Here is a 16,516-nt window from a genome sequence, read left to right as displayed (position 1 = left end):
ATGAAGATTCGAGCCGAGCGCGCCCTGTGCCCGATAGGCGCCCGCACGACGTCGTGAGGTGCCATGTCGACCACCCTCTCCGCAACCCCGTCCCCGTTCCCGTCCCCGACGTCCTCCCGTCATGTGCCGGCCACGATCGTGCTGGCCTGCCTCGGGGTGTTCGTCTCCTATCTGCCGGTCGTCGGCGTCTCGGTCGCGCTGCCGGTGATGCAGCAGGCGCTGGACGCCTCCACGGTCGGCCTGCAATGGATCACCGACGCCTTCATCCTGCCGACCGCCGCCCTCCTGCTGACCTGCGGAATGATCGGTGACCTGTACGGGCGCAAGAAGACCTACGTGGCCGGCGTGTCCCTGGTCGCCCTCGGTTCCCTGGTCTGTCTCACCGCCGACGGCGTCGCCCAGGTCTGCGTGGGGCAGGCGCTGACCGGTGTGGGCACGGCCGCGCTGCTGCCGTCGACGCTCGCGCTGATCGGCCATGTCTGTCCCGACCCGCGCAGGCGGGCACGGGCGATCGCGCTGTGGACGGCGTCCCTGGGCCTCGGCCTCACGCTCGGTCCGCTGTTCAACGGGCTGATCGTGGAGCAGGCGACCTGGCGCTGGATCTTCCTGCCGTCGCTGGCGGTCGGCGCGGTCACGGCCGTCGTCGGAACGTTCCTGCTCCAGGACTCGCGGGCGACCCGCGAGCGGCACCTGGACATCCCCGGCCAGATCCTGGCGATCGTCGCGATCACGGGCCTGGTGTACGGCGTGATCGAGGGCGGCAGCGTCGGCTGGTCCTCGCCGGAGGCGGTGATCGCCTTCCTGGTGACGGCGGCCGCGCTCCCGGCGTTCGTCGTGGTGGAGCTGCGCTCACCGTGCCCGATGCTCGACATGCGGCTGTTCCGCTCCCCCGCGTTCTCCGGTACCGCGCTGGTCATGGCGGTCACCCTGTTCGCGCAGGTCGGTCTGGTGTTCGCGCTGAGCGAGTACTTCGGTCTGGTCCACCACGCGTCGACGTGGGACATCGCGGTGCGGCTCATCGCCCTCAACGGCTTCACCGTCGTGCTCGGGCCGCTGGTCGGCCGGCTGATGAACCGGTTCTCGCCCCGGCTGCTGCTGGTCACCGGTCTCGTGGTCGGCGGCATCGGGGCGCTGTGCGTGACGTCCTTCCAGGCGTCCACGGGCACCGGCACGGCGGCCCTGGTCATCGCGGTCCTGGGGGTCGGCATCGCCCTGGCCATGGCCCCGATCACCACGATCGCCATGGACAGCCTGCCGCACCGGCTGGCGGGCACGGCGGGCGCGGCCAACAGCGCCCTGCGGCAGATCGGCAGCGCGCTGGGCCCGGCGATCTTCGGTGTGGTGCTCACCCACCGCACCCTGGACACGCTCCCCGCCCACCTGGCCGGCTCCGGTCTGAGCCCGGCCGATCAGGGCGAGGTCCTCGGCGTGGTGTCCCACGCCGGCATCCAGGCCGGCGCCTTCCTGCGCCTGGACTCCGCGGAGACCACCTCGCGGGCGCACACCGCCTACGGCGCCGGCTTCACGGACGCGCTGCACACCTGCGCTCTCGTCGGAGGCGTCGGCATGCTGGTCGCGGCGGTCGTGGCGTTCGTCCTGACCGGCCGTCACCGGAACGCGGCCGACGACGCGGACTGAGCGTCCCCGGCACGGCGGCGCCGGTGAGCGCCCCTGGCACCACGGCCCGGTGGGATGCACCCCTGCACCCCACCGGGCCGTCGCACGGAGCAGCGGCGACGAGGCCGTCGGCCACCGGGCGCACGGAGCGGAAGCTGCGCGCGGCGTCGGCGGGGAGGGCGTCGGACGGCAGCGGGCGCAGGTGGGCGCGGCGCAACAGCTCCTGGGGGGTCCGCGTCGCCGCGGGAGACGGACTCCAGCCGCGTGAAGTGGTCCCGGACGAGGCCGGGCCAGGCCTCCTCGGCGGTGTCCCGGCACCACCGGGCGAGGTCGGCGAGCGGGCACCGGTGTCCGTCGTGCTCGGCGGTGTCCCCCGCGGCCTCCGGGCGCATGCCGTGCCGGGCGGCGAAGTGGTCGGCCACCAGGCCGCGCAGACGGTCCGCCCGGCCGGCCGTGAGAGCGGGCAAGTAGGCGTCGGCGGCGGCGTGTTGCGTCACGTGATCACTCTACGGAGGGGACGGCGCTCGCCCCGCCGGGCCCCGCGCCCCCGCTCGCCCGGTCAGGTCCGCGGCCAGTCCCGGTAGGCGATGCGGGCCCGTTCCCGGAGGTCGCCGACGGTGCTCCACTCGTCGCCGCCGAGCCGGGCCAGCGGCCGGAGCCTGCGGATGTCGGGGTGTCCGTCGACGACGACGTCCTCGTCGACGGCGGCGTGCACGACCCGCCCGAGGACGAGGGTGGAGTTGCCGATGCCCAGGGTGGAGTGGAGCCGGCACTCCAGGGCGACCGGTGAGGCGGCCACGCGGGGCGGCTCGACGCGCAGCGAGGGCTCCCGCTCGATGCCGACGGCGTCGAACTCGTCCGTCTCGGCGGGGAAGTCGACGGCACTGGCGTTGATCTGCTCGAGAAGCGGTTCGGGGGCGAGGTTCACGACGAACTCGCCGGTGGCCTCGATGTTGCGCAGCGAGTCCTTGCGGCCGACGGAGGTGAACTGGACGATCGGCGGGTCGGTGCAGGCGACGGTGAAGAACGAGTGCGGGGCGAGGTTGGCGGTCCTGCCGTCGGCCGAGAGGGTCGACACCCAGGCGATCGGCCGGGGCACGACGACGGCGGTGAGGAGCCGGTAGAAGGCTCCCGCGCCCAGGGACTCGGGGGTGTGGTCGATGCGCATGGCAGCCATTTTCCCCCCGAGGGGACGGGCCGGGCCCGGACGGGGCGGGGCGGGGCGGGTTGCCGCCGCACGAGATGAAGGTCACGAAAACGTATCGGACATTTGACACGACAATCTTCACACCAGCCACACAAGTTGGCTAGGTTGACGCCCGGGCCGCACGACCGACTCCGGCGAACCCCGCCGGGCCGCGCGGCTCCCGCCGACGCAGGACTCCGGTGGCACATCGGGAGCCGGGAACCGACCGGCCCGGGACCGGGCGCCCGGCAGCCCGGCAGCGCAGCGGGTGCGGGCCTCCCGGCACCCGCCCGCCCACGCCACCGCCCACCCCTCGGCCGGCGGAGCACGGAAGGAGTACGTCTTCCATGGCGACGGATCGCACCACGCTCCCCACGGGCCAGGGTTCCGCACGCTTCGAAGGCGCGGGGGAACCGAGCCGCGCGGAGATCCAGCAGCGGGTCAGCGCCCTCTACGACCGGGCCGAGAGCGACACCGGCACGTTCAACGCCACCCGCGCCATGCGGAACGGCGACCGGCGGGCCGTCACCTCCGCCGCCGCCGGCGGGCGCCCCGGCGGTGATCCGTCCCTGGAGGCCATCGCCCGGCAGTGGTTCGACGTGGCACGCAACCGGCTCGGGCCGACCACGCCCGCCGCACTGCCGGCCGACCGCCTGCCCTCGCGCCCGGCACCGCCCGCGCGCCCCCAGTCGCCGGCCGGCTCCGACGCCGTACGGGAACTGGGGGCGTCCGGTGTCCGGCTCGCGCTGGAAGCGGGCGGGCGGCAGGCGCCGGAACCGGCCGTCCCGGCCGTGACCGCGCTGCCGGCCCTGCCCGCGCCCCGCCGGGAGGAGCCCCGGGCCCTGCCCCCGGCCCCCGTCCCCTCCCCCGCCCCGGCGGACGGCCTCACGGCCACCGGAAACGGCCCCACGGCGTCCGCGGACGGCTTCACCGCCACCGGAGACGGCGGCCTCCCCGTCGCCGCGTCCGGGTTCGCCGTACCGCAACCCGCCCTGCCGGCACCCGTGTCACGGTTCCCGGAACCCGAAACCGGCCTGCTCGCGGCGAGTTACGGCCTCGTGGGCACGGACGCCGGACCGAGGACCCCGGACGCCCCGCTCCCCGCACCCGAGTTCACCGCACCGGCCTCCGAACTCCCCTGGCCCGCAGCCGACACCACCGCCCCCACCCCCACCACATCGGCGCCCACCCCCGCTTACGCAACGGCACCAGCGCCGGCCCCCGTCCCCGCTCACGCACCGGCACCAGCGCCGGTGACCCCCGCCGCCACCCCGGTCCCCACCGGCGTCACCGCCTACGCCTCCGGGCAGGCCTACCTCGGCAAGGGGGACAAGGCCCTCGCCTTCGCGCGGGCCCAGATCGGGCGGCCGTGCGTGTGGGGCGCGACGGGACCGGAGTCCTACGACTGCTCCAGCCTCACCCAGGCCGCGTGGAAGGCCGCCGGGGTGACGCTGCCGCGGGCGGCCGTCGACCAGGCGCGGGCGTTCACCCGGGTCGGCCTGGACGAGCTGCGCGCCGGCGACCTCGTCTTCTTCTTCGACGATCTCGGCCACACCGGCCTGTGCACGGGCGAGGGCACGATGATCCACGCGCCGGGCCCCGGCTCGTACATCCGCGAGGAGTCGGTGCACGGCCTCGGGGAGGGCGCCCTGCGCGGCGCGGTACGGCCCGTCTGAGGGTGCGCCCCGGCGACGGGCCCGCACACCGCGCGGGCAGCGCGCGGAGCGCGAGCCGGCCGCACCGCGTCCCGAGCCCTCGTCCCGGCACGGCGGCGACCGGATCCGCGCGACACGCCCGCAGCCGGTTCCGCCACGGCACACGACTTCGACCGGTTCCGGCGGAAACGCGGCTGTGGCCGGTAAAGGCGCGCCGCGGGACCGTCCGCGCGGTCACACTGGCCTCCGGCCGGTGAAGGAGGGGGTGGTCCGATGGCGGACGCGCAGGAGACCGTGCGGAAGGTCGACCGGGGGCGCGAGCGGCCCCGCTGCCCGGTGAGCCGTACGCCGGACGGGACCTGGCAGGTGCACGGGTACGCGGCCGCCCGGGAGGTGTTGCGCGCCACGGACACCGTGCAGGCCGGTCTGGGCATCGAGACGGTGGAGAAGCTGCCGTCCCGGATCCGTCGCCCCGTGCTGTACCAGGACGGGGCCGAGCACCGCGAGCAACGGCGGCGGACCGCCCGCTTCTTCACACCGCGCCGCGTGGACGGGCACTACCGCGAACTGATGGTGCGGGTCGCCGAGGAGCAGGTGGCGGCGGTGCGGGCGGCCGGTACGGCGCGGTTGCCCGATCTGAGCTTCACGATGGCGATCGAGGTGGTGCGCGACATCATCGGGCTGCGCCACAGCCGTCCGGGCCTGAAGGCCAGGCTGGAGCGCTTCTTCCCCGAGAAGTTCGGCAGCCCCGGGCTCACCAGTGCCCGGGGCCTGTACTGGCTGGTGCGGCAGAACGCGAACTGGCTGCGCATCCATCTCGCCGACGTGCGTCCCGCGATCCGCGCCCACCGCCGCGAGGAGCGGGACGACCTCATCTCCCACCTGCTGTCCGAGGGGTGCTCGGACGCGGAGATCCTCGGCGAGTGCCTCACCTACGCGGCGGCCGGGATGGTCACCACCCGCGAGTTCATCTGCGTCGCCGCCTGGCACCTCTTCGACGATCCCGGACTGCTCGCCCGGTACCGGGCGGCGGAGGAGGCGGAGCGGCTCGGACTGCTCCAGGAGATCCTGCGGCTCGAACCCGTCGTGGCGCGGCTCTCCCGCCGGGCCACCGCGCCCCTGCACCTGCCCGCGCCGGACGGCGGTGCACGGGTCCGCCCCGGCGAGCTGATCACCGTCTTCGTCGACGAGGCGAACGCCGATCCGGAGGCCGTCGGTCAGGATCCGCACCTGCTGCGTCCCGGCCGGGTGCTGGGGCAGGGCCCGGGTGCGGCCGGGCTCGCCTTCGGGGACGGCCCCCACCGCTGTCCGGGCGCCGCCGTCGCCGTACTGGAGGCGGACGTCCTGCTGAGCCGGCTCTTCGCGCTCGACGGGCTGCGCATGACCGGCGAGCCTCGGGTGTCGTTCAAGGACGACATCGGCGGCTACGAGATCAGGGACCTGACCGTGACGGTGTCCGGGGGGCCGTGAGGCGGCCGGTCCGCGGCGCCCGGTGCGGGCCCGCCCGAGGCGGGAGGCGGACCGCACCGGGACGGCGGGGCCCTCAGCGGGCCGCCGAGTTCGCGCGGATCTGCTCTCTCCGCGCGTTGTTGTAGGCGCGCAGGAGGAGTTTCGAGACCGCACAGGGCACCGTGTCGGCGTGACACTGGCGGCAGGTGCGGACGTGCTCCTCGTAGGTGGCACGGGTCTGGTGCAGGGCATCCTCGGGAGAGGTCATGGGGGGTCCTCCAAGACGACGGTCGCGGGGGCCGTACCTACTCGCCAGTACGCGCCACCCGACCAGAGTTGATCATGTTACTGACGGTAGCGGAAACTCTGATTCCGGCCGCTTCCGGGAACCGCCGCCGCCCCCATGGCGTGAATTGATCCGTGCCGGACCAACTGACGTGCCAGGGAGGCGTGATGCGCTGGAGAGCCAGGCGGCGGGAGGACGGACCGATGAGCCCGGCGGTCCGCGAGGCGGTGGTCGACCGGTTGCTCTCCGTAGCGGCCGTCGCCGAGGACAGCGGCCGGTCCGGCCGGTTCTCGGAGGCGGTGAGCCGGTACCGTGACGCGCTCGCCGATGCCACGCTCCTGCTCGGGGACGACGACCCCCGGACCCTGCGCCTACGGCACCAGCTCGCCCACTGGACCGGCGAGTCCGGTGACTCGGCGGGCGCGATCGAGCAGTTCACGCGGCTCTTCGCCGACCAGGAGACCCACCGGGGCCCCGGTCATCCGCACACCCACCTGGCCCGTCACCAGCTCGCGCACTGGTACGGCCGCGCCGGCCTGCACGACGAGGCCGTGCGCCGGTACGAGGCCATGCGGCGGGCGGCGGAGGCGGAGGGCCGTACCGAGACGGCCCTGGACCTCCAGTGCAACGTCGGCTACTGGCAGTTGGAGGCCGGGGACACCGCCTCGGCCCTGCGCACGTTCACCGCGATGCTGCGGACCGCGGAGCGGGACCTCGGCCCGGCCCACCGGATCACCAGCATCGCCAGGAACTACTACGCGCGGCTCGCCGGCGACCTGCCGCTCGGTCAGGAGGGCGGCGGCGAAGGGCTGCGGGACCTCCTGGCCGCGGCCCGCTCGGTGGAGGCGGCGGGCGACCTGCGGCGGGCCGTGCGCATGTACGGGCGGATCGCCGAGGCGAGCGAGCGGGTGCACGGCGCGGGCAGCGACCAGACGTTCGAGGCGCGGGTCGCCCAAGGCAGGACGGCGGTCGCCGCGGAGGAGTTCGCGACGGCGGGCGAGGTCTTCGAGGAGATCCTCCGGTGCCTGGAACTGCGCGGTCAGGGCCCGGGCACGGCCGAGCACGACGCCCTGCGCACCCTGCGCGAGGGGCTCGCCGAGCGGGCGCGCAGGACCGTGCTGAAGGTCGGCGGCGCGGCGGCCCGGGGAGTGGCCCGTCACGTGGTCGCGTCGCCCGGGACCGCCTGCGGCGTGCTGACGGGCGCGCGCGGCGCCCGCTCGGCCACGTCGGCGGTCGGCCTGGAGGCGCCGCCGGGCGGTCGCGGCCCGGGTGCCCCGGGCGTCGAACGGTGGCGGGCGGTGCTGGAGGACCTGACGGGCCGGGGCCTCGACGTGCACGCGCTGTACTTCGCCCGGCCGGGCCTGCGGCCGACGCCCGACGACGCCGGGCTCTGCGCCGCGCTGGGGCTGATCGGCGTGTGCGTCGACGCGCGGGGCACCGGCGGTGCGGCCCTCCAGGCGTACGCCTTCGGGTCCGGTGCGCCGGTCGTGGTGCCGGTGGAGGTGGTGGAGGAGGAGCAGCCGCAGGACCGGCCCCGGCCGCCCGGCGCCGAGGGGCCGCGTGAGGTGACGGTGTTCGACGAGGGGGCGGAGGCCCTCGGCGGCTGGCGCGCGGTGCAGGAGGCGCGGGCGGCCCGCGCGGCGGACGATCCCGCGGCGTTCGGCTCCTACGAGGTGCTCCAGCGCATCGGCACGGGCGGCTTCGGGCGGGTGTACCTGTGCCGGGACGCCGACGGCATCCTCGTCGCCGTCAAGACGCTGCACGCCGAGTACGCGGCCGACCGGGAGATCCGGGAGGGCTTCGCGCACGAGGTGCAGGCCGCCCGGCGAGTCCGGGAGGAACGCTTCACCGTGCCGGTGATCGCGGCCGACACCGACGCCGAGGTCCCGTGGATGGCGGTGCCGTACGTCTCGGCGCCCTCGCTGGAGGAGTTCGTGCGGCGGTTCGGCGCGCTGGACGAGACGACCGTGCGCCGGCTGGGCGCCGGCATCGCGACCGCGCTGACCGCGATCCACGCGGCGGGGATCGTGCACCTCGACCTGAAACCGGCCAACGTGCTGATGACGGAGGACGGGCCGCGCGTCATCGACTTCGGCATCGCCCAGATCGAGCGGCTGACCGAGCCGCGCGAGGGGTTCGCCGGGACGTACGCGTACGCCTCCCCCGAGCAGCTCCGCGGCGATCCGCGCTTCACGCCCGCCAGTGACGTCTTCTCCCTGGGCACCCTGCTGGCCCGGCTCGCGCTCGGCCGCCTGCCGTGGGGCGGCGACGCCCTGACCGTCGTGGAGAACATCAGTGCGGGCGCGCCCGACCTGGCGGGGCTGTCCGCCGGTCTGGAGCAGGTGGTCAGGGGCTGTCTGCGGCCGGACCCGGCGGAGCGCCTCACGCCCGCCGAGGTGGCCGCGCGGCTCCTGCCGGACGCCGCGGACGGCAGGATCGAGGCACCCGGCTACTCCGACGAGGCCCGCGAGCTGATCCGGGAGCACGCGACGCTGCCGGTGACCAGCCGGCACGAGACGCCGGCGTACACCCGGCGGGAGGAGCAGCAGCCGTTGTGACCCGCCCTCAGGGGTGCGAGGATGCGCGGGATCCGGCCGGTACGACGGCCGGCCGGCACGAGGGGAGGCCCGGCTTGGGCGGCACGGACGACGGGCGGCGGGCGGCGGCGGTCTTCGACGCGCTGGGAGGGGCCTACGAGAAGGCGTTCGCGCACTCCGAGGCCCACCACCGGTCGCTGGAGTGGCTGCTCGGGCGGCTCGCCCCGGGCAGCAGGGTGCTGGACGTCGGCAGCGGCACGGGCCGGCCGACGGCCGCCGTCCTGGCGGGGGCGGGGCACGACGTGCTGGGGGTCGACGTCTCCCCCGTCATGGTGGACCTCGCCTCCCGGCAGGTGCCGGAGGCGGCGTTCCGGTGCGTGGACGTGCGGGACCTGCCGCTCGAGGACGGTTCGTTCCACGCGGTGTGCGTGTACTTCTCCCTGCTCCAGCTGGACCGCGGGGACCAGGCCGCGCAGATCGGCCGGCTGGCCCGGGCGCTGGTGCCGGGCGGCAGTCTCGTGCTCGCCACCGTGCCGCTGGACGTCGAGGGCGTCGACGCCGTCTTCATGGGGCAGCCGGTGCGGGTCACCAGCTTCGCCGGCGCCGACCTGGTCGAGGTGGTGACGGGGGCGGGCCTGACGGTGCTGGCCGAGGAGAACACTCTGTTCACCCCCGACCATCCGGAGGCCGTACCCGAGCCCCACCTCTTCCTGCACTGCGTACGACGGTAGCGGCCGGGCCCCGCCCGCTCACCCGCCCTCAGCCGTCGTAGCGGCCGGGCCCCGCCCACTCGCCCGCCCTCAGCCGTCGTAGCGGCCGGGCCCCGCCCACTCGCCCGCCCTCAGCCGTCGTAGCGGCCGGGTTCCACCGGGTCGCCCGCGTCCTCGGCCGTCGTCGCGGCGGCCGGGTTCACCGGCTGACCCGCGTCTTCGGCCGTCGTCGCGGTGGCCGGGTCCGGCCCGGTCGCCCATGCCTTCAGCCACCATCACGGCGGCCGGGTCCGGCCCGGGTCGCCCGCGTCTTCGGCCGTCGTCGCGGCGGCCGGGTCCGCCCGGTCGCCCGTGCCTTCAGCCACCGTCGCGGGCCGCGTCCCGTCCCCCGCGCCTCCTCGGCCACCGCGCCTCCTCGGCCACCGCGGCAGCCGGGCCTTGCCCGCTCGCCCGCGCTGTCAGCCGTCGTGACGGGCCAGGTCCCTGCCCCGCCCGGCCTCGGCCGTCATAGCGGCCAGGTCCCGCCCGTTCGCCCGCGTCCTCGGACGTCGTGACGGGGCGGGACCCGTCCCGGCGCCTCCTCAGACGTCGTAGCGGGACACGGCCGCCAGGACCAGCGCCGCCGAGCCGGTGCCGAGCAGTGCGCCGGCCACCACGTCGCCCGGGTAGTGCACGCCGGTGTGGACCCGGGAGTAGCCCACCGCGCAGGCCAGCAGGCCCAGGGGGACCGCGGCGGCCGGGAGGGCCGGGCCGACGGCGGCCGCGAAGGCGACCGCCGACGCGGTGTGCCCGGACGGGAAGGACGCCGAGTCCGGCATCGGCACGTGCCGCCCCGGGAACGGCGAGTCCACGGCGCGGTGCGGGCGCGGGCGCCGGACGAGCTTCTTGCCGAGGATGTTGGCGCTCGCCGACGCCACGCCGATGGCGGCGACGCCCAGGGCGGCGGCGCGGCGCGACCGCCCGCCGCACAGGGCCAGGCCCGCGGCGACGGCGAAGGAGAGCTTGGAGTGGTCGGCGGCCGCGGACAGCCGGCGCAGCGCGGTGTCCAGCGTGGGCGTCCTGGTGACGGTGACCGCTTCGTACAGCGCCTGGTCCAGGGTGGCGAGGTCGCCCACCAGGCGCAGGGCGGAGGGCTTCGGTCGGCGGTCAGACATCGTAAGCATCCTTGATCGTGCGGGGGTCGGGGTGGCCGAGCGCGAGGCGGACGATGCGCCGCCAGTCGACCGTCGGTGGCGCGTAGGCGGCGCCGGGGCGGTGCCGGGGCACCCGCACCCGGAGCACGCTGGGCCGTACGGTGCACACCACCGGTGTGGGCAGTTCGAGCGCCTCGCCGTCGACGGCCACCGGGATGCGGTCCCGGTCGGCCTCGACGACCACGCGCCGGGGGGTGAGGGAGGTGATGCCGCTGGCCCGTTCACCGAGCAGGGCCAGTTCGGCGGCCTGGGCGGCGCCCTCCACCCGGATGCCGATCACGCCGAGCAGACCGGTGTCCAGGCGGGGGCGGCGGCCTCCGCCGAGCGGATCGGCGCGGGCGTAGGCGTTGTTGCTGACCAGCACGGCCTGCGGCGCGTGGAGGCGGGCGTCGTCCGCGCGGACGTCGAGGGTCGCGCCGCCGTCGCCGGCCAGCAGGTCGGGCAGGTGCTCCAGGAAGGTGGCGGCCTTGGCGTCGCGGTACTCGGGGCTCTGCACGACCTCCGCGTACGCCCCGAAGGACACGGTGTTGACGAAGGGCCGCCCGTCGACGTCGCCGAGGTCGACGCGGAGTTCGACACCGTGGGTGAGGGCGTCGAGGCTGCGCACGGGGTCGGTGCGGTCCAGGCCGAGGTCCATGGCGAAGTGGTTGCGGGTGCCCGCGGCGATCACCAGGAAGGGCAGCCCGTGCTCCGCCGCCACCCCCGCGACGAGCGCCTGGGTGCCGTCGCCGCCGGCGACGCCGAGCAGGTCCGCGCCGTCGGCCACGGCCTGCCGGGCCACCTGCACGGGGTCGGCCCAGGTGTCCGGGCCGAGCAGGATCACCCGGGCGCCCAGTTCCTGGGCGCGCTGGACGAGGCCGAACCGCTCGACCTTGCCGCCGCCCGACCGCACGTTCATGATCAGCACCGGTTGCCGGGGCGGTGGCGTCCGGCGGGTGTGCGGGCCGCGCGGCCGGCGCAGGCCGCGCAGCGCGGTCCGGGCGGAGGCGAGGGCGGCCGCCCACAGCGAGACCGCGCCGACGGCCACCACCCACAGCCCCGACGCCGCGTACAGCACCAGGACGCCGACGGGCGCGACCACGGCCAGCAGGCCGCCGAGGAGACGGGCCCAGCCCCGGTGGGCGAGCATCCACCACACGCCCGCCCCGGCCAGCCCGAGTCCGGCGAGTCCGACGAGCAGGACCAGCCAGCCGCCGGATCCGGCCCCCGCGCCCACGACGACGGCGCAGCCCGCGACCAGCAGCAGGGCGAGCCGCGCCCAGCCCCGCGCACGGCCGATCCCGCCGTACGGCCGGTCCCGGCCGCCGGTTCTCGTCGTGGTCGTCCCCGTCTCGTTCACCCTGCGCCCGCCCTCGTGCACTTCGTGCCCGCCATCGTGCGACGTCCCCCTGTTCCGCGTGGACAGCGCCGTCGTGCCGACGCCTTGCCGGGCCCGTGCGGGTCCGGTGCGTCCATGGTCGTGACGGCGTGGCCGCTCGGCATCCCGGGCGGCCGGTAGGTCAATTGTCCACGCCGCAGCAGCCGGGTGCGCCGTGGGTCCCGGGGGTGGTGTCGGCGGTGGTGTCGAGGCGGCAGAAGCAGGACGCCGTGACGGGTACGTCCGCCAGTGCGGCCGCCAACTTCAGCTGGTGGGCGACGATCCGGGCCTCGCCGTCCTTGCCGAGCCGCAGGAGGCACTCGTGCAGTCCGTGCAGCGACCAGACGTTGCCGGGGTGCTGGGAGGGACGCGGCAGGGTGTCGTCGAGGCCGAGGTCGGCGCGGTAGACCGCCTCGGCCTCCTCGACGCGGCCCTGCTCCAGCAGGAGGGCGCCGTAGGCGTGCCGGGTGGGCTGCATCCAGCCCCACGGTTCGTCGTAGGGCAGGCCGTCGTCCAGGGCGATCGACCGTTCCAGGGCGGCGAAGGCGGCGTCGTACCGGCCCGTGCGGTACTCCAGTTCGCCGTCGAGCATCGCGGAGGCGATGGCGAGGATGTCGGCGCAGGTGTTGTTGAACAGCATCCGGGTCTCGGGGACCCTGGCGGCGGCCTCGCGGAACAGGCGGCGTTCGGCCTCGGCCTCGGCGATCCGGCCGGTCGCGGAGAGCGCGACGCCGCGGGCGTAGTGCCGCATGGCGGTCGTCATGCTGTACAGCTCGGGGTCGGCGGGCGCCGGCAGGTCCAGGATGTCGGCCCAGCGGCCGAAGCGGATCAGCACGTGCACCCGCATGGCGAGGAACGCCTCCAGCCAGTCCGCCATGGGCGGGCTCTCCACCCTCAGCAGCGCCTCCGGCAGCGACTCCTCCAGCCGGTCGGCGGCTTCCAGGGCCACCTGTGCCTGGCCGAGGAACATCGCGCCGTAGATCTTGAAGTGGTGGTTGTGGGACCGGTAGAGGGTGTAGAAGTTCATCGCCCCGGCCCGTGCCCGGTACTTCTCGTCGGCGGCGATCGCCCGCGTGTTGTCGGACACCACGGCCCGGTAGTCGCCGCACAGCACCTCCAGGTGGGAGGGCATGTGCTGGAGGTGCCCGGCGTCGGGCACCAGGTCGCGCAGCCGGTCGGCGACCGGGAGGGCCCGCTCGGGGGCCGGTGACATCTCCATCAGGTGGATGTAGAAGTGCAGGACGCCCGGGTGGTCGGCGCCGGCCGTGGTGGCGAGCGCGCGGTCGAGCACCGCCTCGGCCTCCCGGGTGCGGGCGCCCTCGGCGGGTTCGCCCGTGCGCAGGTCCCACAGCTGCCAGGGCGTCAGGTTCATCAGGGCGTCGGCGTACAGGGCGGCGACGTCGAGGTCGTCGGGGGCCAGTGCGTGGACGGCGCGCATGGCGTCGGCGTAGGGGGCGTTCCACCCCGAGCAGTCCGTCGCGGGCCGCTCCCGCGGGTAGCGGGCGCGCAGGGCGCCGATCAGTGCCTGTTCGACGGGGGTGGCGCGGGCCGCTTTCTCGTGGGCGCGTTCGACCGCCTCGTGGGCGCGCGCCACGGTCCTGACCAGGTCCTGCTCGTCGAAGAACTCCCAGGGCTTGTTGTAGTTGGGGCCGAGGGCGTACGCGATGCCCCAGTACGCCATCGCGCAGTCGGGGTCGGCGCGGACGGCGTTCTCGAAGCAGGCGACGGCCTCCTCGTGGTGGAAGCCGTACGACCAGACCAGGCCGCGGTCGAACCAGATCTGCGCCTCGGGGGACGAGGTGGTGACGGGCCGGCCGTGGGTGCCGAGGTCGTAGCCGTACTCCGTGTGGTCCATGGCGCTCCCCTGGTCGCGTGGCGGCGGCGCGGCTCCCGGGGCCGGTGCCGCACGGAGCGGCCCGGGCGGTCGCTCCGAGCGAGATATACCGCGCGGTCCGGTGGCGGTGCGGCGCATGACCCCAGGGAGCACCCGAACGTGCCCGCCGCCGCGCGAGGAGACCTCGCCGGGGGGCGGTGCCGGGGAGGTGGTGCCGGGGCCGGCCCCCAGGGGGCACCGGGGGCCGGCCCCGGCACGGTCAGTGCCTCCAGGGGGCACCGGGGGTCGGCCCCGGCACGGTCAGTGCCTCCAGGGGGCACCGGGGGTCGGCCCCGGCACGGTCAGTACGGGCGCCTGGCGGTGCGGCGCAGGAGGACGAAGCCGCCGATCACCAGCAGGCCTCCGGCGGCCGCGGGCCACAGGTCGGCGCCGGTGTCGGCCAGGCCGCCCTGGGCCTGGGGTGCGGGAACGACGGGGGTGTCGCCCGCGTCGGCCGGGGGCGTGGTCCGCGCCGGGGCCGTCACGGCGGCACCCGCGTCGCCCTGCGAGCCGGTGTCCGAGCCGGTGTCGGCTCCGGTGTCGGAGCCTGTGTCGGACCCGCTGTTCCGGGTGGGCGTGGTCGCCGCTCGGGTCGACTTGGTGGTCGGCGCGGTGTCGACGCGGGGCTCCGTGGTGCGGGGGGTGCCGGCGGAACCCGTGTCGCCGGCGGCGGGCTCGTCCTGGTCCTGGTCTCCGGGCTGGTCCTGGTCTCCGGGCTGATCTTGGTCGTCGCCCTGGTCCTGGCCCTGGTCGCCGCCGCCGTCGTTGCCGTTGCCGTTGCCGTTGCCGTTGCCGTTGTCGCTCCCGGTGTCGCCGCCGGTGCCGTCTCCGTCGCCGGTCCCGTCGTCGCTGCCGCCGGAACCGGCGCCGCAGGTGCGGCCCTCGTTGATGCAGTCGACCATCCGGCCCATCAGGTCCTCGTCGAAGACGTTGATGAAGTCGCCGTGGTCCGTGACCGGCTTGTGCAGTTGCTCGGGGAAGGAGTCCACCGCGAACAGCGGCGTGGTGCGACCGCCGTCCTGGAGGCTGGGCGCGTCGACGTCGTAGACGATGCGCTGCACGAGCTGCGGGATGGCCCGGAAGCCGGCCGGGCAGCCCCCGTCGGCGGCGGCGAAGGCCACATGGGTGCGGTGGTTGGCGCTGTCGATGTTGTCGCCGTCCCAGCAGCTCTGGAAGCGGAAGCTGCGCACGACGTCGCTGCCTTCGGGGCAGAGCGGGTACTTGTCCTGGAGCTGCCGGTCCTCGAAGCCGGTGCAGCTCCAGGACGCGTTGGCGTTGGCGGTGCCGTTGACGAACGCCTTGGCGTCGCCGGTGATGATCCGCAGCAGCCGCGGCATGGCGGTGACCTCGCCGCGCGGGTTCCCCACGAAGGTCATGGTGACCTCCTTGGGCGTGACGATCTCACCGGCGTTGCCCTCGATGCCGCCTCCGGGAGCGTCCGCGTCCCGCTCCTCGGTGCCGTTCTGCAGACGCAGGACGGGCCAGAAGTACGAGGACCTGTCGCCCTGGTCGAGACAGCTGGTCTCGGCGTTCGCGAGGTCCTCGTCGGAGGCGAAGGCGTCGTTGGACTGGTTGCCGACGTAGTCGTGGAAGTGGTGGGCGCCGTTGGTGACGCCCGGGGCGACGATCACGTTGTCGGAGTTGAACAGTCCGTTGGAGTTGACTCCGCAGCTGGTGGTGAAGGTGCCGCGGGACGCGTCGGCGGTCGCCGGCGGAGTCCGCCGCGCGGGCTGGACGGTGGTGATGTCCACGTAATCGGCGGCCACGGGGCCGTTTCCGGCCTGGCCACCGTTGCCCTCCTGACCGCCCTCGTCCTGCTGACCGCCGTCTCCTTGCCGACCGCCCTCGCCCGCCTGGCCGTCGTCCTGGGGGTCCTGGCCGTCGTCCTGGCCGCCGTCCTGGCTGCCGTCCTGGCCCTGGCCGCTCTGGCCCGCCTGGTCGTCGGCGGTGCGAAGGCTACAGGCGGCGAGGTCCGCCAGTCTCTCCGGGCGGTCGCCGACGCGGTCGACGGCGACCGCGATGCGCTCGATCGTGGCGGCGCGCTTCTCCTCCAGCGGGTCCATCACCGCCTCGTCGGCGAAGCCGACGTCCTCGCGCACGGCCTGCGCCGACTCCTGCAGCCGTCGGTAGGCGGCGGCGATCTGCTCGTCCAGCGCGGCGAGTTCCCGGTCGACCTCCGGCGCGGCCTCGTCCGGCACACCGGTCAGCCGGCTGCCGACGTCGGGGCAGTCGATGGTGACCGAGCCCGACGTCCAGGGCCCGTCGGCGCCGTCCTCGGTGGCGGAGGCGTAGACGTTCGCCGCCATCAGCCCTCCGCCGCCCAGCATCAACGCGACCGCGGCGAAGGTCGCGCGCCGGCCGCCCGTCGGGCGTCTGCGCCTGTTGTGTCCCACGGAGTGCTCCAAAACCTCTCGGCGGTCGGACCTGAGAATCCCCCGTCCCTGTACGCAGCCCGTCCGGGGAGCGTTCAACCGCACCGGAAATCCACAGAGAACTCTCAGGGGAACCGCCGCGAGGCCGGGGCTCCCGGACCGGTCGCCACCGGGGCACCGCCGGAGCACCGCGAGCCTCTGACGGCCCGTCACCACCTCGCCCTACCGGTCGGATAATCTCACCCCCGTGCAGCGCATCGAACGGCAGACCAAGACACCGG

General features: G+C 75.2%; 11 protein-coding genes. 5 read left to right on the top strand and 6 right to left on the bottom strand.

The genetic code is table 11. The features are described 5' to 3' along the window. Nucleotides 1-63 precede the first annotated feature (63 nt). Nucleotides 64-1,638, top strand: a complete 1,575-nt coding sequence (locus ACZ3KJ_RS27025; protein WP_467530748.1) for an MFS transporter — start codon at nucleotides 64-66, stop codon at nucleotides 1,636-1,638. Nucleotides 1,639-2,176: 538 nt separating this feature from the next. Here the strand turns inward: ACZ3KJ_RS27025 and ACZ3KJ_RS27020 are convergent. Then, nucleotides 2,177-2,785 carry a flavin reductase family protein gene (locus ACZ3KJ_RS27020; RefSeq protein ID WP_467530747.1) on the bottom strand — a complete coding sequence of 203 codons (609 nt, stop codon included), beginning with the start codon at nucleotides 2,783-2,785 and terminating at the stop codon, nucleotides 2,177-2,179. A gap of 365 nt (nucleotides 2,786-3,150) precedes the next feature. On the opposite strand from ACZ3KJ_RS27020, the gene ACZ3KJ_RS27015 reads away from it, so the two are divergent. Continuing rightward, complete coding sequence (locus ACZ3KJ_RS27015; protein ID WP_467530746.1) at nucleotides 3,151-4,479, top strand: C40 family peptidase; 1,329 nt, start codon at nucleotides 3,151-3,153, stop codon at nucleotides 4,477-4,479. A gap of 252 nt (nucleotides 4,480-4,731) precedes the next feature. Beyond that, nucleotides 4,732-5,928: a cytochrome P450 gene (locus ACZ3KJ_RS27010; RefSeq protein WP_467530745.1), complete on the top strand. Its 1,197-nt coding sequence runs from the start codon at nucleotides 4,732-4,734 to the stop codon at nucleotides 5,926-5,928. A 73-nt stretch (nucleotides 5,929-6,001) separates the two neighbouring features. Here ACZ3KJ_RS27010 and ACZ3KJ_RS27005 read toward each other — a convergent pair whose 3' ends face one another. After that, entirely contained in the window at nucleotides 6,002-6,175 is a 174-nt protein-coding gene (locus tag ACZ3KJ_RS27005; RefSeq protein WP_467530743.1) for a hypothetical protein, read from the bottom strand. 221 nt (nucleotides 6,176-6,396) lie between these two features. Here ACZ3KJ_RS27005 and ACZ3KJ_RS27000 point away from each other — a divergent pair, with 221 nt between their 5' ends. Both ACZ3KJ_RS27000 and ACZ3KJ_RS26995 read left to right on the top strand, forming a co-directional pair. Beyond that, a complete protein-coding gene (locus ACZ3KJ_RS27000; RefSeq protein WP_467530741.1) occupies nucleotides 6,397-8,751 on the top strand; it encodes a serine/threonine-protein kinase in 2,355 nt (784 codons plus the stop codon). 74 nt (nucleotides 8,752-8,825) lie between these two features. Beyond that, nucleotides 8,826-9,461: a class I SAM-dependent methyltransferase gene (locus tag ACZ3KJ_RS26995; RefSeq protein ID WP_467530739.1), complete on the top strand. Its 636-nt coding sequence runs from the start codon at nucleotides 8,826-8,828 to the stop codon at nucleotides 9,459-9,461. Nucleotides 9,462-10,021: 560 nt separating this feature from the next. On the opposite strand, the gene ACZ3KJ_RS26990 is transcribed toward ACZ3KJ_RS26995, so the two are convergent. The 4 genes from ACZ3KJ_RS26990 to ACZ3KJ_RS26975 all read right to left on the bottom strand — a co-directional run bounded on the left by ACZ3KJ_RS26990 (nucleotide 10,022) and on the right by ACZ3KJ_RS26975 (nucleotide 16,169). Beyond that, the gene (locus tag ACZ3KJ_RS26990; protein WP_467530738.1) at nucleotides 10,022-10,594 is read right to left on the bottom strand and encodes a phosphatase PAP2 family protein; all 573 of its coding nucleotides are present in this window, start codon (nucleotides 10,592-10,594) and stop codon (nucleotides 10,022-10,024) included. Next, nucleotides 10,587-11,972 (bottom strand): diacylglycerol/lipid kinase family protein, encoded by a 1,386-nt coding sequence (locus tag ACZ3KJ_RS26985; protein ID WP_467530737.1) that lies wholly within the window; start codon nucleotides 11,970-11,972, stop codon nucleotides 10,587-10,589. The genes ACZ3KJ_RS26990 and ACZ3KJ_RS26985 overlap by 8 nt, the downstream gene beginning before the upstream one ends. Before the next feature lie 160 nt (nucleotides 11,973-12,132). Beyond that, nucleotides 12,133-13,845: a hypothetical protein gene (locus tag ACZ3KJ_RS26980; RefSeq protein ID WP_467530736.1), complete on the bottom strand. Its 1,713-nt coding sequence runs from the start codon at nucleotides 13,843-13,845 to the stop codon at nucleotides 12,133-12,135. A 320-nt stretch (nucleotides 13,846-14,165) separates the two neighbouring features. Continuing rightward, nucleotides 14,166-16,169, bottom strand: coding sequence for a DUF1996 domain-containing protein (locus ACZ3KJ_RS26975; protein WP_467530842.1), 2,004 nt, complete (start codon nucleotides 16,167-16,169; stop codon nucleotides 14,166-14,168). Nucleotides 16,170-16,516 lie beyond the last annotated feature (347 nt).

It is taken from the genome of Streptomyces sp. NPDC003248, from assembly GCF_055563235.1.
The sequence above is the reverse complement of the archived record's forward strand: the minus strand, read 5'-3'. Positions and strand labels throughout refer to the sequence as shown.